General features: G+C 47.1%; 16 protein-coding genes. 3 read left to right on the plus strand and 13 right to left on the minus strand.

Annotated features, from left to right (window positions below):
* Window positions 1-103 precede the first annotated feature (103 nt).
* From gcvP to PPO43_RS12195, 6 genes are all read right to left on the minus strand, one after another.
* Window positions 104-3,031, minus strand: coding sequence for an aminomethyl-transferring glycine dehydrogenase (gene gcvP / locus PPO43_RS12170; protein ID WP_272618159.1), 2,928 nt, complete (start codon window positions 3,029-3,031; stop codon window positions 104-106).
* Window positions 3,032-3,495: 464 nt separating this feature from the next.
* Window positions 3,496-4,473 (minus strand): hypothetical protein, encoded by a 978-nt coding sequence (locus PPO43_RS12175; RefSeq protein ID WP_272618161.1) that lies wholly within the window; start codon window positions 4,471-4,473, stop codon window positions 3,496-3,498.
* 1,664 nt (window positions 4,474-6,137) lie between these two features.
* Complete coding sequence (locus PPO43_RS12180) at window positions 6,138-7,940, minus strand: ABC transporter ATP-binding protein (protein WP_272618163.1); 1,803 nt, start codon at window positions 7,938-7,940, stop codon at window positions 6,138-6,140.
* A 150-nt stretch (window positions 7,941-8,090) separates the two neighbouring features.
* Complete coding sequence (locus PPO43_RS12185) at window positions 8,091-8,714, minus strand: DUF1573 domain-containing protein (RefSeq protein WP_272618165.1); 624 nt, start codon at window positions 8,712-8,714, stop codon at window positions 8,091-8,093.
* A gap of 235 nt (window positions 8,715-8,949) precedes the next feature.
* Window positions 8,950-9,357, minus strand: coding sequence for a hypothetical protein (locus PPO43_RS12190; protein WP_272618167.1), 408 nt, complete (start codon window positions 9,355-9,357; stop codon window positions 8,950-8,952).
* A 21-nt stretch (window positions 9,358-9,378) separates the two neighbouring features.
* The gene (locus PPO43_RS12195) at window positions 9,379-10,758 is read right to left on the minus strand and encodes a cytochrome c peroxidase (RefSeq protein ID WP_272618169.1); all 1,380 of its coding nucleotides are present in this window, start codon (window positions 10,756-10,758) and stop codon (window positions 9,379-9,381) included.
* 281 nt (window positions 10,759-11,039) lie between these two features.
* Here PPO43_RS12195 and PPO43_RS12200 point away from each other — a divergent pair, with 281 nt between their 5' ends.
* Entirely contained in the window at window positions 11,040-11,909 is an 870-nt protein-coding gene (locus PPO43_RS12200; RefSeq protein WP_272618171.1) for a cupin-like domain-containing protein, read from the plus strand.
* A gap of 214 nt (window positions 11,910-12,123) precedes the next feature.
* On the opposite strand, the gene PPO43_RS12205 is transcribed toward PPO43_RS12200, so the two are convergent.
* The 7 genes from PPO43_RS12205 to PPO43_RS12235 form a co-directional block, all read right to left on the minus strand.
* On the minus strand, window positions 12,124-12,429 hold the full coding sequence (locus PPO43_RS12205; protein ID WP_272618173.1) for a hypothetical protein: 306 nt from the start codon (window positions 12,427-12,429) through the stop codon (window positions 12,124-12,126).
* A 3-nt stretch (window positions 12,430-12,432) separates the two neighbouring features.
* Window positions 12,433-13,203 (minus strand): 5'/3'-nucleotidase SurE, encoded by a 771-nt coding sequence (gene surE / locus PPO43_RS12210; protein WP_272618175.1) that lies wholly within the window; start codon window positions 13,201-13,203, stop codon window positions 12,433-12,435.
* Between the two features lie 15 nt (window positions 13,204-13,218).
* Window positions 13,219-13,722: a GNAT family N-acetyltransferase gene (locus tag PPO43_RS12215; protein WP_272618177.1), complete on the minus strand. Its 504-nt coding sequence runs from the start codon at window positions 13,720-13,722 to the stop codon at window positions 13,219-13,221.
* Window positions 13,723-13,724: 2 nt separating this feature from the next.
* On the minus strand, window positions 13,725-15,866 hold the full coding sequence (locus PPO43_RS12220) for an HD family phosphohydrolase (RefSeq protein WP_272618179.1): 2,142 nt from the start codon (window positions 15,864-15,866) through the stop codon (window positions 13,725-13,727).
* Window positions 15,867-16,303: 437 nt separating this feature from the next.
* On the minus strand, window positions 16,304-18,535 hold the full coding sequence (locus PPO43_RS12225; RefSeq protein WP_272618181.1) for an FG-GAP-like repeat-containing protein: 2,232 nt from the start codon (window positions 18,533-18,535) through the stop codon (window positions 16,304-16,306).
* Between the two features lie 41 nt (window positions 18,536-18,576).
* Window positions 18,577-20,766 carry a T9SS type A sorting domain-containing protein gene (locus PPO43_RS12230; protein WP_272618183.1) on the minus strand — a complete coding sequence of 730 codons (2,190 nt, stop codon included), beginning with the start codon at window positions 20,764-20,766 and terminating at the stop codon, window positions 18,577-18,579.
* A 421-nt stretch (window positions 20,767-21,187) separates the two neighbouring features.
* A complete protein-coding gene (locus PPO43_RS12235) occupies window positions 21,188-21,481 on the minus strand; it encodes a hypothetical protein (protein ID WP_272618185.1) in 294 nt (97 codons plus the stop codon).
* A gap of 77 nt (window positions 21,482-21,558) precedes the next feature.
* Between PPO43_RS12235 and PPO43_RS12240 the strand changes: the two genes are divergently transcribed.
* Window positions 21,559-22,479, plus strand: a complete 921-nt coding sequence (locus PPO43_RS12240; protein WP_272618187.1) for a hypothetical protein — start codon at window positions 21,559-21,561, stop codon at window positions 22,477-22,479.
* 12 nt (window positions 22,480-22,491) lie between these two features.
* The gene (locus tag PPO43_RS12245; protein ID WP_272618189.1) at window positions 22,492-22,887 is read left to right on the plus strand and encodes a hypothetical protein; all 396 of its coding nucleotides are present in this window, start codon (window positions 22,492-22,494) and stop codon (window positions 22,885-22,887) included.
* Window positions 22,888-23,308: the final 421 nt, after the last annotated feature.

A 23,308-nucleotide genomic window follows, 5' to 3' on the forward strand; every position in this document is an offset into this window, starting at 1 on the left:
CGCAGCTTGGCTGCGGGAGGCCCCAAAACAATAAAAAAAGAGCAGATACCTTTAACCGTATCTGCTCTATCTATTTAAGGCTATTCCTTAGGCTGTTTTGCCCTTAGGCTTCGCATTCTGCTTCATTTTCATAGCTGCTAAGCGGGGGACAAGTACAAATCAGGTTTTTGTCGCCATAAGCGCCATTGACCCGATGCACAGCGGCCCAAAACTTATTCTCTCGCACAAAGGGGAGGGGATAGGCGGCCTTGCTTCTAGAATAGCTATGATTCCATTCGTCAGCACTGAGTTCGTGAATGGTATGCGGCGAATTGATTAGTACATTATCCTCTGCATCGGCTGCACCGCTAGCAATTTCGTCAATCTCTTGGCGGATTTGCAAAAGCGCATCGCAAAAGCGGTCTAGCTCTGCCTTATCTTCCGATTCTGTGGGCTCAATCATGATGGTGCCAGCCACAGGGAAGGAAAGGGTAGGGGCATGAAAACCGTAATCAATAAGGCGCTTGGCCACATCTTCTGCAGAGACTTGCAACTGCTTAAATTTGCGCAAGTCAATAATCAATTCATGGGCGGCCCGACCTTTTTCGCCTGTGTACAAAACATCAAAGTCTTGCTCTAAACGGGCCTTAATGTAGTTGGCGGTTAGAATCGCATAGGCCGTAGCATCGGTACAACCCTGCGCACCCAACATGCGGATATAGCCATAAGAAATGAGCAAAATACTAGCCGAGCCCCAAGGCGCAGCCGATACCGCTCTAGTGCCTTGCTCTCCACCCACTTGCTCCGAAATATAATGTTTGGGCAAGAAGGGCTTGAGCTTATCATTTACACAGATGGGGCCCATGCCAGGTCCACCCCCCCCATGCGGAATTGCAAAGGTTTTGTGCAAGTTAAGGTGACAAACATCGGCACCAATGAGGCCAGGGGCGGTGAGGCCTACCTGTGCATTCATATTGGCCCCATCCATATAGACGAGTCCGCCACAATCGTGAATCTTTTGGCAAATCTCTTGGATGGCGGTTTCAAACACCCCATGCGTAGAGGGATAAGTGACCATCAAGCAAGAGAGCTGATCCTTGTATTTGTCGGCCTTTTTATTGAGATCTTCTACATCAATATTTCCTTTTTCATCGCATTTTACGACCACGACCTTCATGCCAGCCATTACTGCGGAGGCGGGATTGGTGCCATGAGCCGAAGAGGGAATCAAGGCAATGTTGCGTTCTGTTTGTCCATTGGCCAAATGATAGGCCCGAATGCTGAGCAAACCGCTGTATTCTCCCTGCGCACCAGAGTTAGACTGTAGCGAACAGGCCGTGAATCCTGTAATATCAGATAAATAGCGCTCCAACTCATCAAAGATTTGGAGATAGCCCTCTGCCTGATCCAAAGGCGCAAAAGGGTGCAATTGACTAAAGGCTGGCCAAGAAACCGGAATCAACTCGGTGGCTGCATTTAGCTTCATGGTACATGATCCCAAGGAGATCATGGAATGCACCAAGGACAAATCTTTATTTTCCAGGCGCTTGATATAGCGCATCATCTGACTTTCAGACTGATAACTGTTGAATACGGGATGCTCTAGGTAAGCGCTTTCTCTTTGGAGCTGGCTGGGAATTTTAGGCGAGGCAAAAGCAGTAGCATAACGCTCGGCCAATTGCTCGGCTGTGGCCTGGACTTTTTGCTCCTTGAGGGCGGCAAATACATTAACCAATTGGGCAATGTCTTCAAGCTTAGTGCTTTCATCAACTGATATTTGCACATAGCGCCCCATATCATAAAATAAATTGAGTTCCTGAGCCAAAGCCAATTCCCGCAATTTCTCCTGCTCCGCTTTCTCCAAAACATCAATTCGGAGGGTATCAAAATAGGCTTTATTCAATTGTTGAAAGCCCAAACGACTCAACTCTGCCTCCAAAACCTGTGCATGCCGATGAATATGCTCGGCAATTTTGCGAATGCCATCAGGTCCATGATAAACGGCATACATACTCGCCATAATGGCCAATAAAGCCTGAGCCGTACAGATATTAGAAGTCGCTTTATCTCTGCGAATATGTTGCTCTCTAGTTTGTAGGGCCATCCGCAAAGCGGGCTGCCCTTTTTGGTCCAAAGACATACCAATAATGCGGCCTGGAATCTGACGAACAAACTCCTCTTTGGTCGCAAAATAAGCAGCATGAGGACCACCAAAACCCATAGGTACCCCAAAGCGCTGGGTATTTCCCACAACTGCATCGGCTCCCCATTCTCCAGGGGCTTTCAACAAGGCGAGGCTCATCAAGTCGGCGGCTACGATTACGTAAATGCCTGCCGCCTTGGCCCGCTCAACGGTTTCCTGAAGGTCCTTAACTTCTCCTCTAGAGTTGGGATATTGCAATAAAATCGCAAAGATTTCAGGGTCCTTAAAGCGCATGCGTTCTGGATCCGCCACCGCAATCTCAATTCCCAAAGGCTCTGCTCTGGTCTTGAGTACATCTAGGGTTTGGGGATAAATCTCGCGGCTAACCAACAACTGATTTGCTGGGTTATTTTTGCTCTTCCGATTCTTTAAGCTATAAAACATCGCCATCGCCTCGGCCGCAGCCGTGGCTTCATCCAACAAAGAGGCATTGGCTACCGGCAAAGCCGTCAAATCACTGACCATCGTCTGATAGTTCAGCAAAGCCTCCAAACGTCCCTGAGCAATCTCCGCCTGATAGGGCGTATACTGGGTATACCAACCTGGATTCTCAAAGATGTTGCGCAAAATTACATTGGGCGTTAGCGTATGATAATAGCCCTGACCAATGTAGCTTTTGTAGACTTTATTTTTGGCTGCAATGCCTTTTAACTCGGCCAAATAATCAGATTCAGAAAGGGCCTTTGGCAGTTGCAAGGGCGTAGTTCTTCTAATGTTTTCAGGGATAGTTTCCGCAATCAAAGCCTCTAAAGAAGGGAGGCCGATTTGCTTCAACATATCTTGAAGTTCGGCTGCATTTGGTCCAATATGACGCTGCACAAAACGATCGGGATGCTGGAAAATAGACATCGGCGTTTAGCTTTTGAGCAAAATTAAATTTTGCCTTTTTAAAATAGTTGAGTTGATACTTGCTACTTCTTTGGTTTTTAGCCCCTTAAGTAGTCGAAGGGCAAGAACTGTTAGCTGTGCCACAAAGCTAAATTTTTTAGGCTAGATTCTAAACCGCTTTGCCTTAAAAAACAGATTTATCCAGACAATGTTTTTTCCTTTTCCCCCCTAGCGAAGTTTTGCCCTAGGCCAGCTTTTCCCCTGTTCATGGATCTATAGCCCAATAGCTTCTTTTCTGCTGTTTTGAGGCTGTTGTTTTGGGGCCTCCGCCTCGCTGCGCTCGTCGGCGCTACGTTTCGGGGCTCGCTGATCGCTCGGCCCTGCGCCAGCAAGCTGGCTGGGTCTGGCCTGCGGCCACCCCTACACATCGCTAGGCCATGGACCAACAAAGCGCTAGCTTATGCGCGCTTATAGGCATGATATACCTAGATCAATTCCAATTGAACCTTAGCCATATTAGCGGCTGGATTATCCAACAACAGCAAACGATGGCCCGAAGGCAATTGTAAATGGACCGTTTGATTGGGATGCAAGTCATAGACCTCCGTGGGGGTATCTGCGGCATTGGCCGCAGAGTAGTATTTAACTGCTGCTCCTTCCAAATGAGTAATACGAACGCTTTCCCCTCCTCGCAGTAGGCCTTCTAGTTGGACCAAGCGGCTTTCTGGGGCCAGCTCTAGCTCAAAAAGGCCAAACTCTTCTTCTTTAGCACTGGCTTTGCGGCCTCTTTTTTTGCGCTTTCGGAAATACTGTAGCTCATAGAAGTTTTTGACCAAATACAGCTCTCTATAGTAGTGCGTTTTCAAACGAGAAAAGCCCCAAAAAAGAACAATGGCCAATTCTTGGCGCAAGGCCTCTAGGGTATCGGCATGATTGTCTTTGGTCCCTTCATTGCCTTGTTGTTCTTGGCGAGTGGCCTGCATTTGCTGACCAAAAGCAAGGACTTCTGTCGCTAAGGCCCCTAGTTGCGCATCCGAGCTAAGGGCTTCGCCCAAAGTATTAACGGCCTCTATCCGCATTTCATAAGCTCCTTTTTGAAAAGGATTGCGGCCCTCTGGCAATAGGGCCATATAAGTCGCACTCTTGGCATCGTAAACTATCTGAATCTGCACATCCCAACTTCTAATCTTCTTTGCAGATAACAAACGAAGCAAATCATGAAACTCAGCAGTCTTTTGGCGGTAGAGATTCCGCTGTAAGGTCTTCACTCTATATTGCTGAATGAAATTGCGGTATGCGGGCTCGACAAAATCCAATATCTCTTGAATGACGGGATCATTGGGCGCCTTTGCCGCTAGTTTGTGGATGTGATCGGTAGACAATAAATACATTCTCTTTAAGCTATTTTCTGTCCAATTGTCAATGAAGTTGTCTAAATGAATCCACTCTCTGGGGTACCTCATGCTTTGTGTTATTTATGGGGTAAATAAATAAAGTATAGTATAAATCTAAGTATATCTTTTCGTATAGTCAATGAATGCCTAGGAAAAACATAACATTTTTGATACTTATTATTTTCAACAGACCATTATTCTAGTCGATAAAGTAGCTATTGACTTACAAGTTGTTATAGTCAATCTGTTTTAGCCTCCAATGAAAATGGGTATTTAAAGAGGGGATTTTCCCAAGGCGATTGGATTTTTCCGATTAGCGTGGGGAAATTCCCCAAGGCAATTGGATTTTTCCGATTAACGTGGGGAAATTCCCCAAGGCGATTGGATTTTTCCGATTAGCGTGGGGAAAATCCCCAAGGCGATTGGATTTTTCCGATTAGCGTGGGGAAATTCCCCAAGGCGATTGGATTTTTCCGATTAACGTGGGGAAATTCCCCAAGGCGATTGGATTTTTCCGATTAACGTGGGGAAATTCCCCAAGGCGATTGGATTTTTCCGATTAGCGTGGGGAAATTCCCCATGGCGTTTGGATTTTTCCGATTAAGGTGGGGAAATTCCCCAAGGCGATTGGATTTTTCCGATTAGCGTGGGGAAATCCCCCAAGGCATTTGGATTTTTCCGATTAGCGTGGGGAAATCCCCCAAGGCGTTTGGATTTTTCCGATTAGCGTGGGGAAATCCCCCAAGGCGTTTGGATTTTTCCGATTAGCGTGGGGAAATTCCCCATGGCGTTTGGATTTTTCCGATTAGCGTGGGGAAATTCCCCAAGGCATTTGGATTTTTCCGATTAGCGTGGGGAAATTCCCCAAGGCATTTGGATTTTTCCGATTAGCGTGGGGAAATTCCCCAAGGCGTTTGGATTTTTCCGATTATCGTGGGGAAATTCCCCAAGGCATTTGGATTTTTCCGATTATCGTGGGGAAATTCCCCAAGGCGTTTGGATTTTTCCGATTATCGTGGGGAAATTCCCCAAGGCGTTTGGATTTTTCCGATTAGCGTGGGGAAATTCCCCAAGGCGTTTGGATTTTTCCGATTAGCGTGGGGAAATTCCCCAAGGCGTTTGGATTTTTCCGATTAGCGTGGGGAAATTCCCAAGGCGTTTGGATTTTTCCGATTAGCGTGGGATAGCTGTCTAAGGTTCTATCTTTTTTTTCTGGACTGCCCCTACGACAGATTAGCTAGGCCTGCTTAAAAACAAAATATTGAAAACCCTTGTATTTTGGGGCCAAGAATCCTGCAGCCTAAAGGCCGCAGGGCCATAGCTGTAGGTTGAAACCTACAGCCAATTAACGAATGCATTTTAATATAGTATGCAGGGTTAAAACCCTGCATAAACAAACATCTTCTAGGCTGCCTAAATCATAAATGCAGTAATTCTGAGGGCCGTTAAAAGCTGTGGAGGGTTTTAACCCTCCACGCTATGGATCTAGGCTATTTTTTGTTGTCTGGCTGTAGGTTTCAACCTACAGGCCCATGTAGCAGGCCCGAAGGGCCGCAGGCCTAGCGATGTGCAGCAGTGGCCGTCAGGCCAGACCAAGCGGGCCTAAGCCCGCGCAGGGCCGAGCGAATAGCGAGCTGCGAAACGTAGCGCCGCAAGGCGAAGCCGCAGCGGAGGCCCCAAAAAACAATAAAAAAAGCCATCCCTACAATTAGGAATGGCTTTTAGTTTTGGGGTTAATGTTCAAACTGCAATTTGGCGAGTTGTTGATAAACCCCATCTTCTTTTTGGCTAAGCTCTTGGTGGTTCCCTTCTTCGATAATCTCGCCATGTTCTAAGACATAAATGCGGTCCACTTCTCGGATCGTGGCGAGGCGGTGGGCAATGATGATCGAGCTGCGGCCCTGCATGAGGGTATTGAGGGCATCTTGGACCAAGCGTTCAGATTCTGCATCTAGGGCCGAGGTGGCCTCATCTAAGAGCAAGATCTTGGGATCTTTTAGGATGGCGCGGGCAATGGCGATCCGTTGGCGCTGTCCCCCCGAAAGGGTAATTCCCCTTTCGCCCACAATAGTATCTAGGCCCTCTGGAAACTGCTGGATAAACTCCCAGGCATTGGCTTTTTTTGCGGCCTCGATGAGCTCTTCCTCGCTGGCGTCTAGTTTTCCGTAGGCAATATTCTCGCGGATGGTTCCGCCAAACATCATGACCTCTTGGGGGACAATAGCCATGTTTTGGCGCAATTGGCTGAGGTTGTAGTGGCTAATATCTTGGCCATCAATAAGGATGTTGCCCTCTTGTTGTTGGTAGTAGCGGAGCAAAAGCTGCACGATGGTTGATTTTCCAGCGCCAGAACTTCCGACTAGGGCCACTTTTTCGCCTGCTTTTAGCTCAAAACTAATGTTTTTAAGGACTTGGATATCGGGTCTAGAGGGATAACTAAAGGCCAGCTGATCAAAGCGGATATTGCCCTGAAGTTGGAGTTTGCCGCTGGGGGCTTGGGCCTCTACCTCTGTATCTTGCTCCAAAATATCTAGAATGCGTTCTGAGGCGCCCACGGCCCGCACCAGTTGCTCGTAGAAGTTGCCTAGGCTAAAGAGCGAACCGCCCAAAAGGGCTGTATAAGTAATAAACTGGACAAAATCATCGGAATGGAAGCCATTGGGGTCGGTTTCATCGATCATGCTGGCGCCCATCCAAAGGATGAAGAAAATGGCTCCAAAGAGCACGGCAATAATAAAGGCAATAAAAAGTCCTCGAACTCTGGCAAAGCGCAAAGAAATCTGGACCACATTATCGACCGATCGGCCATATCTTTTGCGTTCAAACCATTCAGAGGTAAAGGCCTTGACCACGGCAATGGCCGAGAGGGTCTCGTCTAAAATTACATTGGTGGCGGCCAACTCATCCTGTCTAGTTTTCGATAACTTCCGAATATATCGGCCAAAGACCATAGCAATGACAATCACGACGGGAAAGGTACCGAGCATGATGAGGGTCAATTTGGGGGCAATGATGGCAATAAAGGTCAGGCCGCCCAACAAGATGATAATTTGTCGGATAAATTCGGCCAGCGTAATCGAGATGGCATCTTGTAGTTGCTGTACATCGGTTGTTGCGCGGCTGGCCAGTTCGCCTACTCGGCGTTGCTCAAAAAAGTGAATGGGTTGGCGGATCAGTTGGCTGTATAAATCTTTGCGAATATCGGCCATTGATTTTTCACTCACATAAGTAATGAGTAGGGTGCGGATATAGGAAACGCTGGCCTGCGAAAGAAGAAGGATCAACAGCAACCAGCCGATGCCATTGAAGGTAAGGCCATAGGCTGCTTCTCGGTCAGGATCGGCAATGGCGAGTAGCTCGCCAGCGGCCCAAGGAAAAACTAAAAAAACAGAGCTGCCAAGCATGAGCAGAATGAGCGAAATCCCAAAAGCTAGGCGATAGGGCTTTATATAGGAGAGGAGTTTTAGGGCCCGTTTGAGGCCGTCTTTTTTCAGTTTTTTGCGCCCTTTTTGGGCCTGATCATCTTGTTTAGACATTGTTCATTTCTTCTTACTGGCCAAAAAATAGGCTGTTAAGGCGCAAAAGTAATTGTTTTTGAACAATAAGCGGGGCGCAAATAGCCATATTTATGTCATTTTTTGGCCTAAAAAAGGGCAAAACAACCAGTTGTTGCTTTGCCCTTTGGCCTATTCTTTTGGCGCTTTCACCTCGGCCAAAATCAGGAGCTCTACCTTTTCTTGAGGGAGGTTTGTTTTCAGTGTAATTGTTTTGCGTTGCGGCCCTTTTTTGCCTTTGCTATTAAAAACCACTTTAATTTTGCCTCTTTCGGCGGTTTCTAAAGCCTTTTTGGGGTATTCGGGCACCACACAGCCGCAGCTTCCTTGCGCACTAAAAATTTGTAGCGGCATATTGCCCGTATTCTGAAACTCAAATTCAACCTCTACTTTTTGTCCCGCTTCTAACTCGCCAAAATCATGAACAGTTTGAATGAATTCCATTTTTGGGCGGGGAATAGCCTGTTCTAATGCGGCAATTTTCTCCTCTTTCAATAGCAGCTCTCGGTTCATCTTTTTGGTCAGGCTTTCTAGGGCCAGGAGGCGAGCCATCATAGAATCTTGGCGGGCAATGCTATTATTTAGCGCCTCTTGTAGGCCTGCCTGTTGCTCCAACATTCGCAGTTGGTTTAGGCTTTCTTGCTCCAACTTTTCAATGCGGGCCAACAATTCTTTTTTTGATTGGGCCATTAGGCTGCTGGCGGCCGTACTAAGCAGTAGGCAAAGTAGCACCAGCTTCATTTGCTGAAATCTCATGATATAACTAGGTTTTAAATGATATGATTTAATTGGGGCTGCCCCGCCCTGCGGGCGGGTCGGGCTGTGTCAGGGCTCGCAGTTCTGCTCGGCCCTTCGGCGGCTATGCCGCCTTGGTCTGGCCTTCGGCCACCCTTTTCCATCCCTCAGCCGGCTGGCGCTGCGCGCCCGAGCCAAAGAAAAGGCCTAAAGGCCAAAAAAGAGCAGTAGAAAGTTAGGGCCAAAATAAAAAAAACTAGGGATTCCATTTCTTTTTGCCATAGGCATAAAGTTCTTGCAGGGCGCCACTGCCCAAAACGGCAATACAAGCCGAGGTGCCCAAGGCGCCTCCAAATCCTTTAAAGAATTGGCTTTGGGCAAAAAAGAGGCTGGCAAAAATGAGGGCCGAAATCAATTGGCTGGGCAAATTGGGTAGGCGATGCGCCTGCGACATACCCGCAAAGCTGGCCCCAAAGAAGATCAGGGGCAGCTCTTCAAGCCAAAAGGAACCCCAACTTTCGGGCAATAGGGCCGAAAAAAGCGCTATGCCCAAACTCGGAGCGGCCGAAGCCAAAACTGCCGAAAAATGGGCATAGCGCTGTAAGTACAAGCTGCTGTTTTGGCCCAAAATGCTAATCAAAAAGATAAGGAAAAAGCGAATCATGGACCAAAGGTAAGCAATCGCTTAGATTTTCTGAATTCGGCAGAGGCCACGGCGAGCTTTTAGCCACTGACGTACCTCTAGTAGATAATGCCCCGCAGGCAAGTCGGTAATATGAAGTTGAATTTGGGCTGATTCGGTTTCTTGCCGTTGAATAACCTGTCCCGCCATGTTGTAAATGGTGACTTGACAAGCTCCTTCGGGCAGATCGAGTTGGACCAAATCGCGGCTAGGGGTGGGGTAGGGCTGCAGTTCTAGGGCATTCTCTAGTTGTGCTACTGCTGTAGACTGAATAATGCTAAGGCCACCATCAAAAGGATCAGACCATTTGGGATCTGTATATACATTGCTACCCGAAAGGGTGGCCAAAAAGGCCGCTAGCGCATCTTTTTGGGCCTGAGTCAGGTTAAGCTGTCCTCCAGCGCCCGCCAAGCGAGCATCCAAATTGGTATTATTGGCATTTTGGGGGACCGCATTATAGTGGTTAATCAATTGCTGCAGATTTGTAATGTTTCCATTGTGCATCAGAGGGCCATTCAAAACGCCTTGAGGGTTGACAATATCGCGCAAAGAGGGGGCGCGGGTATTGGTCAAATCTATGCCCGTACCATCTGCAGTAGCAATAATTCCATTATTGGCAGAAGCGGAGTCAATATTAAATTCAGAGGCAAGGTGGCAGCCTTGGCAGCCTGCTCCGCCAACTGTGGGCGGTGTGAGGAAAAGCTGTTTTCCTTGGTTTTCTTGGGCTGTAAAATTACCAAAGTTCTGGTTGATATTGCCATTGGCTTGGGCCAAACCTTGGTCAAAGCGGCTATCAAAAGATTGGATAGAGCGCACAAATTGAGAGAGGGCCTCCTGCATACGGGCTTCGGTTATAATTGTATCGCCATAAACAAAGGTAAATAGTTGTTGATAGCGGGGAAGCTCGCTAAGGCGGCGAATAAGGGAATCGAGATCGGGCTGGCCGTTAGTGCCTGAAAAGCCCATTTCTATATGGTCTTGAATGGGTTGGGTAGTTTGTTCGGCTAGGCTGTTGGCTCGTTCATCCCAAAAGAATTTGACTTCAGTAGCAAAGCGGGCGTTAATGAGCCGCATAGAGTGGCGGCCAGTGAGTCCGCCGTCTAAACCTAAGGACTGTTTGGCGGTATCGCTAAAGGCAAAAGCTTGTTTATGACAGCTTGCACAGGAAATTGTCCCATTGGCAGAGAGTTCTTTATCGTAGAATAGGACTCGGCCAAGGGTGGCTACGGCATCGCTCATTTGTTGGTTGGTGGGCAAATTGTCTAGCTGGATATAAGCGGGAACAGTTTGGTTGGCGTAATTGTCTAGCTGGTCCAAATCAATGGTGCTAGCGCCAAGAACGAGGGCCATGAGTGCGGCCGCAAAAACAAAGGATAGTCGCATAGGTTATGGAGTTAAAGGGGTGGGGAATAAAATGAGTGTAATGGATAGCTTGTCCACTCATTCAAATTAGTTTTTCTTTAACAACTTAAGCTATGAAAATAGTATTTCCTTAGCTTAATAAAAATTAAACGACTTATAGTTGAAATGGTCTTATAAAATAAGGCTATGGTCGATAGTTTTGATTTTTTAACGAAGTCGAAAGAGAAATTAAGAATAAAAAGTGGGTACTTGGCACACATACTATAAGAACAGCCATATGATTAACTTAAATTGATAATACTATGGAGCTCAAAGCAATTGACCGGATTTCTGCTACAGAAGAAGCCTTTCGACCCTATTATGAGCAGCAGATTCCCTGTGTATTTACAGATTTTACGGCCCAATGGAAAATGAGAGATTGGGACTATGATTTTTTAGAGAAAGTAGCGGGAGATGATCTCGTGAAAGTGTATAGTAATGCCTATAAAAATGGCCAAGCCTTGGATGTGCAAACCAAAGAGGATTTGGAGATTCCGTTTAGGGATTTCTTGGTTTACCTGAGAGAGAATAAGCCGAGTGAATATCGACTTTTTTTGTTTGACATTTTTAAGGAGCACCCAGAGCTGATTGAGCATATTGAGCAGCCTTCAATTGGGGTACACTTCTTAAACTATCGCTTTTGTTTTTTTGGTGGTCCAGAAAGCGCCACTCGTATGCATTACGATATTGATTATTCGAATGTTTTTTTGTCTCAGTTTTTAGGGCGGAAAGATATTTTACTTTTTGATCGTTCTCAGGGGGAGAATCTCTATCAGATTCCTTTGACTACGCATTCTCTAATTGATTTTTCTCGTTTGGAGGAGTATGAGGAGGCAGATTACCCCAATCTTCAGCAATTGAAGGGGTATAAACTGAGTCTTTATCCTGGAGAGACCTTATTTATGCCTTCTGGTTATTGGCATTACATTGCTTATCCGGAGAGTAGTTTTTCGGTGGCTTTGCGGTCTATGTCGAGTAAATGGATAGATGTTTTGCATGGGGCCAACAATGTATTTGTGAGTCGGAACATTCAGCGGGCGATATCTTTTAGCCCAAGGATGAAGCGGATGATGGATGATTATAAAAAGCAGCTCATCAGAAAGCGATACGAGAACATTCCGATAGAGTTTTAGGCTTTGCGTTTAGACGGGAAAAGGCCTTCGTCCAAGGGACGAAGGCCTTTTTTTGTAGCGCTTGGGCGCGCAGCGCCAGCCGGCTGAGGGATGGGCAGCAGTGGCCGCAGGCCAGACCGAGCTTTTTTGAGCAAAGCGAAAAAAGCGAAGGGCCGAGCGAAGAGCGAGCTGCGAGACAGCCCGACCCGCCCGCAGGGCGGGGCAGCCCCAAATTCTAGATACCTAGTGGATTATAATAGAACATCCAAACAAAGGCGAGAATAACGGTGGGCAGCATAATACCTCGGGTAAATTCATCGAGGCGGCGGCGGTTGGCGATAGCGACGGGAATGAGGTTGCCGCAGATGGCAATCAGGCTAAGGGTGCTATCTTTGAAGCCGGGCCAAGCCGTAGAATAAGTATCCATAATGCCCGATTGCAAAAGGCTTTTGTTGATAGCGTAGAGCAGGGCAAAGCTAAGGATAGGCGTGAGGAGTCCCCAGATTAGGCCATAGGGGAGACGATCTTTAAAGAGTTGCATAATTTATACTTCTTCCAGAAATTTGAGATGATCTAAAGCGGGATAGGCCGTGAGGTCGTGCATAGAGGGAACGACAGAAACGTAGCCATTTTCTAGGGCGCAAACGTCGGCATTTTCGTCTTCTTTGGATAAGGTGAACTTGCCTGTTAGCCAATAATAAGTGCGGCCCATGGGGTCGGTATTTTCTAAGAAATCCTCGGCCCAATGTCCTTCTGCCTGATGGCAAACCTTAATCCCTTTGATCGTATCGGCGGGTAGTTTGGGGATATTGACATTGAGGAGAAGGGTTTCTTGCAGGCCTTGTTCGAGGACCTGTTTGATAATTTTGCGGGCGTAGATTTTTGCGGCAGAGAAATCGGCTTCGATGCTATAATCGAGTAGGGAAAAGCCGATAGAGGGAATGCCTTCTACGGAAGCTTCCATAGCGGCGGACATAGTGCCTGAGTAAATGATATTGATAGAGGCGTTGGAGCCGTGGTTGATCCCTGAAACACAGAGGTCAATATCTTGATTTTTGAGTAAAACATGCTTGGCCAACTTGACACAATCTACGGGAGTGCCCGAACAGGCATAGGCGGGAATATTAGGGCCAAAAATGCGTTGTTCTTTGAGGCGGAGGGGGTGTTCTAGGGTAATGGCGTGCCCTTGTCCAGATTGTGGACTATCGGGAGCGACGACATAGACCTGCCCAAATTCTTGGGCCACTTCTACTAGGGCGCGAATACCTGGGGCGCTTAGGCCGTCATCATTGGTAACTAATATGTTTAGTGACATAATTTAGGTAGAAATTTAAAAGAGTTTAGCCATTAGATATTCGTCAATGTATTGGCCATTGACTTTGGCTGAATGTTTTTTGGTGCCTTCGATTTCGAAGCCTCGTTTTTGGTAAAGCGCGACTCCTCTTTCATTATGGGTCATGACGGTTAGTTCTAGGCGATGGATGCCGTTTTCTTGTCCCCAGTTTTCTAGGGCCTCAAAAAGGGCATTGCCTAGGCCTTGTCCCCAAAATTCTTTGAGGATGGAGATGCCAATATGCATAGCGTGCTTGATGCGTTCGCCTTGGCCATAGGGGAAGGCGCCTGCAATATGACCAATTAGACGGCCTGTTTCTTCTTCTTCGGCTAAAAAGATGCGATGAATACCCGTAGAGACGGCCATGCGTACTTGAAAGCTGTTCATTTTGCGTTCGCCAGGTTCTTGTAGCATAAAATCGCTTTCGGCATCGGTGGTTTGCAAAAGCTCAATAAAGGCTTTGGCATCTTGAGGTTTCATGGCACGGATAATATAGCCCATAATTATTCGGATTTCTTTTTTTGTTCTTCGGGGTATTCTATGCGAACATGCTGGATGCTTCTAAGCATTTTCTTGAATACCGCTTTAATTTGGTCGAGTTCTTTAAAGGTAATATTTGTGTTTTGCAATTGGCCCAGCTCTAACTTGAACTTAACAATTTTGTCCACTAGCTGGTCAATATCTTGGCCTGTGGGGTTTTTCAAGCTCTTAGAGGCCGCCTCAATAGAGTCGGCCAACATCAAGATGGCTTCTTCTTTATTTCGAGGGGCAGGTCCAGGGTAGGTAAAGTCTGCTGGATCTACATCTAAGTCGGGATTCTCCTTTTGGTACATCCGATAGAAATATTCTACACGGGTGCTGCCGTGATGCGTGGCGATAAAATCGACTAAAGCCCTCGGTAAGCGATATTTTCTGGCCAATTTGACGCCCTCGGTTACATGCCCAATAATTATGGCTGCACTTTCTTTATAGCTTAATTCTTCATGCGGATTATATTGGTTTTGGTTCTCTATAAAGTAAGGTGGGTTGAGCATCTTTCCAATATCGTGATAGAGAGCGCCTACTTTGACGAGTAGGGCATTTCCACCTACTTCTGAGCAAGCGGCTTCGGCTAAGTTGGCGACCTGCAAGGAGTGCTGCATAGTGCCTGGTGCTTTGAGCGATAGTTCTTTGAGTAAGGGCTTGTTGAGGTCTGAAAGTTCTACTAAGGTAATTTCAGAGATGAGCCCAAAGATGCGTTCTAGCAAAGGAATCAAAGGGTAGGTGAGTAGGGTCAAAAAGACGTTAAAGCTAATCCAGCCCAAGTTGCCCCATTCTACGCCCTCTTCAATCAAGCGGCCATCTTCGGCCAAAACAGGCGAAAAGGCGCCTTTGTGAATGAGCTCTAGCCCAAGGTAACAAGCGGCATAGGCTATTCCGATATAGAGGACCGCAAAAAAGAAGTCGGTCAAATAACGGGTTTTGCGTTTGGTCAATACGGCCACCATACCCACAATAATCTGGACCAAAATAAACTGATAATCCAAAGAGAGCAGCATACTCGCAATCAGAATGATTACGATATGCGTAAAGAGCGCCATCTGAGCCGAGAAAAAGTTCTTAATGACAATGGGAACAATACAAAAGGGAATCAGATAAGAGCTCAATTCTGGCAATTGATCTACAGCAAAAGATAGGTAAGAATAACCTGCAATAAAGACCAAAATAAGGCTCAAATGCTGGTTGTTGTGAAAGAGATCTGGCGAATAGGTTCGCATGAAAATGCTAAAAATGGCAATCAAGGCCAAGGTCAAAAGCAAATAACCCAAATAAATCAAAAAGCCATTTTTATGCTGATTGATTTCTTGGTCATATTTCTCTTTATAAGAAATGAGCTTGGCATAAGCACTAGAATCTACCAATTCATTTCGTCGAATAATCAACTCGCCAGCATTGACCATTCCTCTAGTGAGCGAAATATTATCAATGGCTAGGGCTTTGTTTTTGGCCGTCAGGGCCATATCATAAGTAATATCCGCTTGTGCCATTAGGCTATCGAGCAGGGCCAAAAGAAGCTCGGTTTGCTCCGAGCTTTGTGGCATTTTGCCCAAACTGTCTACTACAATCTGGGCGGCCTCCCGCTGCGAAAGAAAGTCTAAAGCCTGATGTTCGCCTAATTCTACTTGTTGTTCAATTAAGCGAAATTGCAGCTCTTTGCCCTCTGCCTGATGCTGGGCCGCCAACTCTATAATATGTTTTGTATAGGTTTTTTGCAGCAATCCTTGCCCCAAGTCTTGGGCCTGACTACTATCAATTAAGGCCTGCAGACTATCGTCCAATTCTTGGTAACGCTGCGCAAAAGCCGCTTCAAAACTAGCAATTTGCTGCTTGCCCAACTCCGTATTTAAGCGATAATAAGGCATGAAATCCTTGGCCAAATACTCCTTTTCTTGGGCCAAAATATTGTCCGATTTCTTGATCGGAAAGGCAAAAGGCGCCCTCAAATCTTCATATCGCCAGCTTTCTCCAGGCTCAAAGTTATAATCCAAACGGATGTTGTTTGGAAAAAAGAGGCTGATAAATAAAACTAGCGCCCCTAGCAAAACATAGCGCACAATATGCGGAATGGTTTGTAGGTATTGCTGTATCGCATTTTTCTTCTTCATAATTGTTTTTTGCAGTCTGGCCAAAATACAAAGATTCAATGGCTTTGCTGATCGCTCTTCTGTTTTTTTTGGGGCCCGCGGCCAGCTAAGCTGGCCGCCGCTATGCTTCGCGGCTCGCTCTTCGCTCGGCCCTTCGCTTTTTCGCTGCGCTCAAAAGCTCGGTCTGGCCTGCGGCCACCGCTGCGCAGCGCTGGGCCCGCCCGATGAGCACATAAAAAAGCCAGCGCTCTTCAGAGCGCTGGCCAAGTTGGTCCATTTGTGCAGTTAAGCTGAGGGGCTCGCCCAGCAGGCGGCTTAACAGCCGCCTAATCGGCTGAGGGGCTGGAGCAGGGCCGCCGCAGGCGGCAGACCAAGGCGCCATCGGCGACGCAGGGCCGAGCGAGCAGCGAGCTGCGCAATGGCCCGACCCGCCCGCAGGGCGGGGCAGCCCCAAATCATTATCGAATAATTACTTTTTGTACTTCTTGTTGTCCTGTTTTGCTACGATACTGCAACAAATACTGCCCAGCAGGCAAGTCCTTCAACTGAAAGCTGCTAAACTGTTGTCCTTGGACCAGTTGCTGCTGCTCAATTAGGCGGCCCATGAGGTCAAACAAAAAGAGTTGTCCGCCCGCCTCTAGTGGGGCCTCCCATTTTACGACAAACTCGCCTTGGTTGGGGTTGGGGAAAAGGCTAAAGCTACTGCTTTGAAGGAGTTGAGTGATATTCGTTGTGGTATCTACATAAGAAGGGCGGTAAAAAGATAGCCCTCCGCGGATGTTGCCAAGTACAAAATCACGTTCGCCATCTCCATCTAAGTCGGCAACGGCAATGCTGCTGTTGCGTCCCTGCCAAAAGCCCATAAAGTCTAGACTAAGGGTATCATAAAGCCCTGTGACATTGCCCTCAATATTGTTGAATTGTAGAATTTTGCCATCATCATGGCCCAAAAAGAGCTCAAAGTCAGTATCTATATCTACAAAATGAGGGGCGGCCAAGCTTCCCCCATAAGCCGTGAGATCAAAACCAAAGGCGTTGCTGCTGGGGCTGCTGGGAAAATCGGGGGTATTGGCATCTCCATCATTTTCGTAATAGTACATTCGACCAATGGCATTGCCCACAACTAAATCTAGGTCGCCATCTCGGTCCAAATCTACTAATTGAGGATAAGCTACGCTCCCCACATCAATGCCAGCAAAACTATCGATGCGATTGCCCCAAGTCATCGGTTGGTTGGCGCCTGCTGTATTTTCGATTAGGTCCAAAGTACCATCTACCAAACCAATGAGAAGATCTTGGTCGCCATCGCCGTCAATATCGCCAAAAGTGGGGACAAAAGATTGTTCGCCTAGGCTACCCAAGCCTGCAAAGTCGCTGTTCATCAATTTAAAGGCGGGGGCTGTTGCTGTACCCACATTTTCATAGTAGTGTAAGCTAGTGCTAAACAGATTAAAGGTATCGGTAAAGGCGAAATGCCCAACAACTAGGTCCAAAAGGCCATCGGCATTAACATCTACAATACTGGGAAAACTGGTCATGCCCAAGTCAATCATTTCTCCCACCATAAAGTCTTTTTGCTGAAAGGCCAATTGTATAGTAGAATCGAGGCTATTGTTAAGGTAGAGCCAAGAAACAGAATCTGTTACCGCTTCTCCTGTGGCCAATTCGGTGGGCGTGGCAATCATGTCTTTATCGCCATCATTGTCTACATCTATAAAATAGCCAGCAGGATAGCTAAAGATATCTACAGGAATATCATAGCTGGGATAGCTGGCATCCTGACTCACAAAAAGGAAGGTATCGTTAACGATTTCTGCGGTCAACATATTGAGGTGGTTTACACTCACATCGCCCATGAGCAGGTCCATTTTCTGATCGGCATTCCAGTCTACCAAGGTAACGGTAGAACCAATATGTCGTGGGTTAGCCATTCTCCCCCAATAAGGGTTGCCCGCACAACTATCTACGCCAGGGCTAAGCAAGGCCGTGTTGTCAAAACCACTTTCTGAGAACATGCCATGACATTCATGCTCTAGGACAAAATGTAGGGAGTCACAACCATAGCCATTATCTATAGAGGTATTGCGATAATAATACACATTTCGCTGAAAGGTAAAATCAAGCGTAAAAGCGGCAATATCTAGGTCGCCATCAAAGTCAATATCCTCAATAGCAGGAACATCGGGATTAAAGATAAAGATATCGCTCACTCCAAACTGCGGATGTGTATACTCCAATAAAGGATTAAAAAGGTCAAACTCTAATTCATTATCGGCATTGTAGCGGCCTTTATATACCCCAATTCCCCCAGAGGTAAAGGGGGGCTGATTGAAGAAAAAGAGGTCCGCAATTCCATCGCAGTTGAAGTCGCGGGCCAACATAAAGTTGCGGGTTCCCTGCGGAAAGTTCTTTTGGTATTGGGGCGCATACTTGTAGTTAATCTCATTGGGGCCACCCTCATTGAGGAAGGTTAAGGCAATTTGCCCAGAACGGTCATAGACCAATAGGTCCATTTTACCGTCATTGTTCAAATCTAACTCAGAGTACTGTGGGGTGTTTAACCCACCCAGCGCTCCATAAATTAAGCTGTCCCCATTGCTGTTAATTACAGGGGGCAACCAAGGCTCTACAGTTTGGCCAAAGCTAAGGCCAGCAAAGAGCAAAAAAGGGAGTACGAGCAGTTTATGCATAATGCAACTATTTTTATATGACTTAGTAGATAAGTTCTATTTTAATATATAACAAGAATCTGAGAATATAGGCTGCCTTGATTATTAGATACCGTTAAAATGTATTGACCAGCAGGAAATCCCCTAAGATCTAATTGCTTATTGTTCACCTCCTCTTGATAGACCAATTGACCCAATTGATTATAAACCTTAAGCTGGTCTGCAGTTAATGTTTCAGGCCAATCTAGCTGGAAGATCCCTCGGCTAGGGTTGGGCCAAATCTTTAGTGTTTGCTTTTGGGCCAAGGGCCTCGTACTACTTGTCAAATCATAGTAGAGCTTAATCCCCCCTCTTCGATTCCCGATGAAGAAGGTCTCTTGCCCCGCCCCAAAACGATTGCTAACGGCCAGAGCTGACTGCCAACCCTCATCAATTTGGTCTAATGGATGACTGATTCTGCGATAAGTCCCCAAAATGTTTTGCGCTATACTATCATAACTCCAAATTTCCCCACTTTGGCTGCCCACAAATAAGACATATTCCTGCCCTCGGTCCAAAAAGAAGGGGGCAGAATTACCTTCGGTAAAGCCCGCCTGACGAGTATCTATAAAGCCCAAACTATTAGTCGTTGGACTAGCCGCATATTGGGCCTGACTACTATCCCCTGTATTCTCAAAGTAGTTGATGTTTCCATTTTTCTCTCCACAAACAAGGTCAAAGTCTCCATCTCGATCCAAATCTACCCACTGCGGATGCGCATTCTGCCCCACATCTATTCCCTGATAGGGAAAGGGGACCGATAGCTGTGGTGCTTGTGCTGAGCCCGTATTCTGCAAGAAGTACAATTGCCCATCATCCAAACCGACTAGGAGGTCCAAGTCGCCATCGGCATCTATATCGGCTGCGGTAGGAACCAAACGATGTAAGTTGTACTGCTGCAATTGGCCCAAATCATCGCTCTGCTGTCTAAAGCTTGGTTGAGCATCGGTCCCCTGGTTTTCAAAGTACCAAAGCCCTGCTGTATAGTTATTGCCTGTCTGATAGCTGCCATAATGCCCCAGAATGAGGTCCTGATCGCCATCGTCATCCCAATCGACCAAAAGCGGAAAGGCATTGGTCCCCAAATCTAACATCTCTTCAATCAGAAAATGATTGCTCTGCAACTGTAGCTGTGGCTGATTGTTACTGCCAGTATTTTTGTAAAACAATAAACTGCGGTCCTCCGAGGCAAAGTCTCTATTGCTCGTGGCCAAGAAGTCCTTTAACCCATCGCCATCTACATCCTCATAAAAGGCGGCAGGAAAAACCTCTACCTGAGCGGCCTGCCCCGTCGGAAAGTTTACATTCTGTTGGTCAAACCAAGCGGTATCCTGCTGTCCCGCATTGCGCAAAGCGATGAGGTTGGGAAAAGACAGATCGCCCAAAATGAGGTCCTTATCTTGGTCCCCATCCAAGTCTAAGCTGAGCAGGCTAGAGCCCGCATGACGGCCCGACTGTGGTCGCAAGGCTGTCCAACCCGCCCAATTCGAGCAGCTATCTATTCTGGGACTCAAATCGAGTGCTGCTTGTAAACCGCTTTCATACGCTCGGCCCCAACAATTATCGGCCAAGATAAAATGGAGACTATCGCAAGCATGGCCCGCTTCTATAGATTGGTTTTTAAAGTATTCAATATAGCCCCCAGAAGGGTTAAAGGTCAATATATCCAAATCTCCATCTCCATCAATATCATCAATAGCGGGGATGTCTATGGTGCTGAGAAAAATGTTTTCTTGCTGCCCTTGAGCTGTCTGATAAAAAAGCCGCTGCCCTGTTGTGGACCAACCCACTTGGCCTGCCAAATTGGGGAGACCGGTATAGACGACGATCCCCGTTTGTCCCAAAATTGGATCTTGGAAGTAGCTAAAGAGGTCGGGAATCCCATCGCAATTATAGTCTCGAACCAGCATAAAGTATTGCAATTCAGTTAAAGGGAAGCGGGAGCTAAGCGCTGGCCGCGGCAAATAACTTCCATCGGCCTGCAAACTATAAATATCAATAGTTTGGCCCACCCGATCAAAGAGAATGAGCTCATCGGCTTGGTCGCCATCCAAATCGGCCATAGAGATTTGTGGGGAGTTGAGGCCCCCTTGCCAAGCCAAATCTAGGGCCTGTCCATTGGTCCCAATGAGTGGGAAATTGGCTTGGGGAAGTTGCGCCCATAGCGCTCCCGATAGCCATAAGCAGAGGAATAATAAGCGATTTTTCATCATCTTTCTGTGATTGCTTTTACTTTTCTTTTTTTGGGGCTGCCCCTCCCTATGGTCGGGTCGGGCCATTGCGCAGCTCGCAAGTCTGCTCGGCCCTGCGGCGCTAAAGCGCCTTGGTCTGCCGCCTTCGGCGGCCCTGCTCCAGCCCCTCAGCCGATGCGCTGGGGAAAGCCCCAGCGCAAAATGCTAGGGCTCGGCCATAATAGATAATAAGAATGAGGGTTTATCTTTTACAAATGGAGCCGCTCAGCCAGCTTGCTGGCTTTTCATCGGCTGATCGAGCGGGCCCAGCGCTGCGCAGCCGTGGCCCGCAGGGCCAGACCCAAGGCGAACGAAGTGAAGCCTGCAGGGCCGAGCAGGCTTGCGAGCGGCGCAGCATAGCGGCGGCCGCCCCTCTATAAAGGGCGGCCGCGGGCCCAAAATCCTAATCTTGAGGGCAAGAACTCCAGATAGTTGGAAATTCCGTTTTAGGAAAACTTTTGTCCAGATAATCCCAAGCTTGGGCATCTTGGGCCTTAATCTCCTGCCACCAGCTGGGGCTAAAGACTTGGCTGAGTTCCTCTCCATTCTTCTCCGCTTCTTTGAGTGCTTTTTGGACCAAAGCGCTCCAGTAAGCTTGTTTTTCCTCGGCCGTTTTGGCGGGATAGGTTTCGGACCAAAACAAATCGGTACTCTTCTTTAGCTTTTCAAGCCAATTGTTCTTTTTCTTTTCCTTCATAGTGGTTATAAGTTATCTTTGCGCAAGATAAAGAAATTCCTGGCGGCCATGGCCGCCAAGGAGCAAAATAGCCTCTTATGCGATTATTCATCAGCCTTCTATTTTTACTATTATTTGCGCCTAGCCTTTGGGCTTGTGATGTTTGTGGTAGTGGTGCCGGAGATAATGTTTTTGGCCTACTTCCCAATTATCGCAGCCGTTTTATGGGCCTGCGCTACCGTTTTCAAAAGTATTATACCGAACATCCGCCCTATTTGTTGGAGGCGGGAGAGGGCCTAGAAGCTTGGGATTATTTGCAGCGGGCCGAAATCTGGGGCCGTTATGGTTTGCTCAAGAACCGTGTACAATTATTTGCGACCCTGCCTTATCAGCATTATAGTAATTATGAAAATGAGGTTTGGAGTTATAATCAGGGCCTAGGCGATGCCAGTGTGCAAGCCAATATTACCCTTTATAATAATACGGATAGTGCGGAATATAAGCTGCGCCACTTCCTTCAACTTGGCTTTGGCCTCAAGTTGCCAACAGGCAGCTATCAACGCCAAAATGAGCATGGGGAACTATTGCCCGCCAACCTACAAATGGGAACAGGCTCTTGGGATATCCCGCTCATGTTGCTCTATAACTGGCAATATCGGAGCTGGGGTGGGGGCCTAGAAATGAGCTATACCCTCAATACTCGAGCGCCAGAGACCAATTATGCCTTTGGCGACCGTTGGAATACCAATCTATATGGCTTTTATCGCCAGAAGATTAAGGGGAATTCTATTTCTTATCAGGCGGGCCTGCGCTATGAGTACCGCAATCCCGATTATCGGGGCAATATTCCCGAAGAGTTTACTTATGGTTGGGCGCTTTGGGGCCGACTTGGAGCCGACCTCTTCTTACAAAATTATGCCTTTGGGTTAGAGGCCCAGCTCCCTATTCAGCAAGCCTTGGGAGAAGGTTATGTTTATGGCCGTTGGCAGGCCAGTCTTCGAGCCATTTATCTGTTCTAAAAAAATAATATTATGCGCAATCTTATTCTGATTGGCCTACTGTTTAGCCTGAGTCTTTTTGCCTGTGAAAAAGCACCTGAGGCCCCCACTCAAGAGGAAGTAGAGAGCTTCTTATTAAGTCCAAGCCCTGGTGAGACCTTCCGAAGAGGTGAAGCCATTCAAATACAGGCTAATTTTTCTGCAGAAGACTGGGAAATGCACGGCTATGAGCTCTATGTCTTAGATACCAGCAATTACGATTTACTATTTTCCGCTGGCCTGCACACTCATGAGGGCTTGCTTGAAATTGATACCAGTTGGGTGTATACCGATAGCCTGTCTAGAGCAGCAGAACTGGAAATCCGCTGTTATATTGATCATAAAGGCAATTATGTGCAGCAGATTGTCCCCATAACCTTAGTCCCTTAGTGGAAATGAAGCACTAATGCCCCAGACGAGTCTTCGTCTGGGGCATTAGTTTTATGGCTTATTCCGAGGGGTATGAGAAGCCCTCTAGAGGGGTAGGCCTACCCCTCCCAATGGGTGCTGTACCCCTCAAGGGGATTAGCTTACCCCCAAGCCTGGACCTATGAAAATGGTCAGGATGATTTCTACTAGTCCTCGCTAGGATTTCCTTAAATGGTCGGGAGGACTTCAGTTGATGAAGTTGAGGATTTCCTTAGGTGGTCTGAATGACTTGTATAGGTCCTCCTTTTGACTTGCTTAGATGCTCCCGATGACCTCAGTTAATACTCAAGAGGACTTGAACTAGTGGGGCAGAGGACCTCTGTTAATCCTCTGGATGAGGTAGGAGCCCCCAAAGCTTATTTTCTTTAAGCGACTTCAGTCT

The organism is Saprospira sp. CCB-QB6 (assembly GCF_028464065.1).
Lineage (GTDB): Bacteria > Bacteroidota > Bacteroidia > Chitinophagales > Saprospiraceae > Saprospira.

Bases quoted from the DNA above. Each gene is read 5' to 3' on its own strand.
- PPO43_RS12195 (WP_272618169.1), bottom strand. From the start codon at position 10,758: ATGCGACTATCCTTTGTTTTTGCGGCCGCACTCATGGCCCTCGTTCTT.
- PPO43_RS12230 (WP_272618183.1), bottom strand. From the start codon at position 20,766: ATGATGAAAAATCGCTTATTATTCCTCTGCTTATGGCTATCGGGAGCG.
- PPO43_RS12190 (WP_272618167.1), bottom strand. From the start codon at position 9,357: ATGATTCGCTTTTTCCTTATCTTTTTGATTAGCATTTTGGGCCAAAAC.
- PPO43_RS12215 (WP_272618177.1), bottom strand. From the start codon at position 13,722: ATGGGCTATATTATCCGTGCCATGAAACCTCAAGATGCCAAAGCCTTT.
- PPO43_RS12185 (WP_272618165.1), bottom strand. From the start codon at position 8,714: ATGAGATTTCAGCAAATGAAGCTGGTGCTACTTTGCCTACTGCTTAGT.
- PPO43_RS12175 (WP_272618161.1), bottom strand. From the start codon at position 4,473: ATGAGGTACCCCAGAGAGTGGATTCATTTAGACAACTTCATTGACAAT.
- PPO43_RS12205 (WP_272618173.1), bottom strand. From the start codon at position 12,429: ATGCAACTCTTTAAAGATCGTCTCCCCTATGGCCTAATCTGGGGACTC.
- PPO43_RS12240 (WP_272618187.1), top strand. From the start codon at position 21,559: ATGCGATTATTCATCAGCCTTCTATTTTTACTATTATTTGCGCCTAGC.
- surE (WP_272618175.1), bottom strand. From the start codon at position 13,203: ATGTCACTAAACATATTAGTTACCAATGATGACGGCCTAAGCGCCCCA.
- PPO43_RS12235 (WP_272618185.1), bottom strand. From the start codon at position 21,481: ATGAAGGAAAAGAAAAAGAACAATTGGCTTGAAAAGCTAAAGAAGAGT.
- PPO43_RS12180 (WP_272618163.1), bottom strand. From the start codon at position 7,940: ATGTCTAAACAAGATGATCAGGCCCAAAAAGGGCGCAAAAAACTGAAA.
- PPO43_RS12200 (WP_272618171.1), top strand. From the start codon at position 11,040: ATGGAGCTCAAAGCAATTGACCGGATTTCTGCTACAGAAGAAGCCTTT.
- PPO43_RS12225 (WP_272618181.1), bottom strand. From the start codon at position 18,535: ATGCATAAACTGCTCGTACTCCCTTTTTTGCTCTTTGCTGGCCTTAGC.
- PPO43_RS12220 (WP_272618179.1), bottom strand. From the start codon at position 15,866: ATGAAGAAGAAAAATGCGATACAGCAATACCTACAAACCATTCCGCAT.
- gcvP (WP_272618159.1), bottom strand. From the start codon at position 3,031: ATGTCTATTTTCCAGCATCCCGATCGTTTTGTGCAGCGTCATATTGGA.
- PPO43_RS12245 (WP_272618189.1), top strand. From the start codon at position 22,492: ATGCGCAATCTTATTCTGATTGGCCTACTGTTTAGCCTGAGTCTTTTT.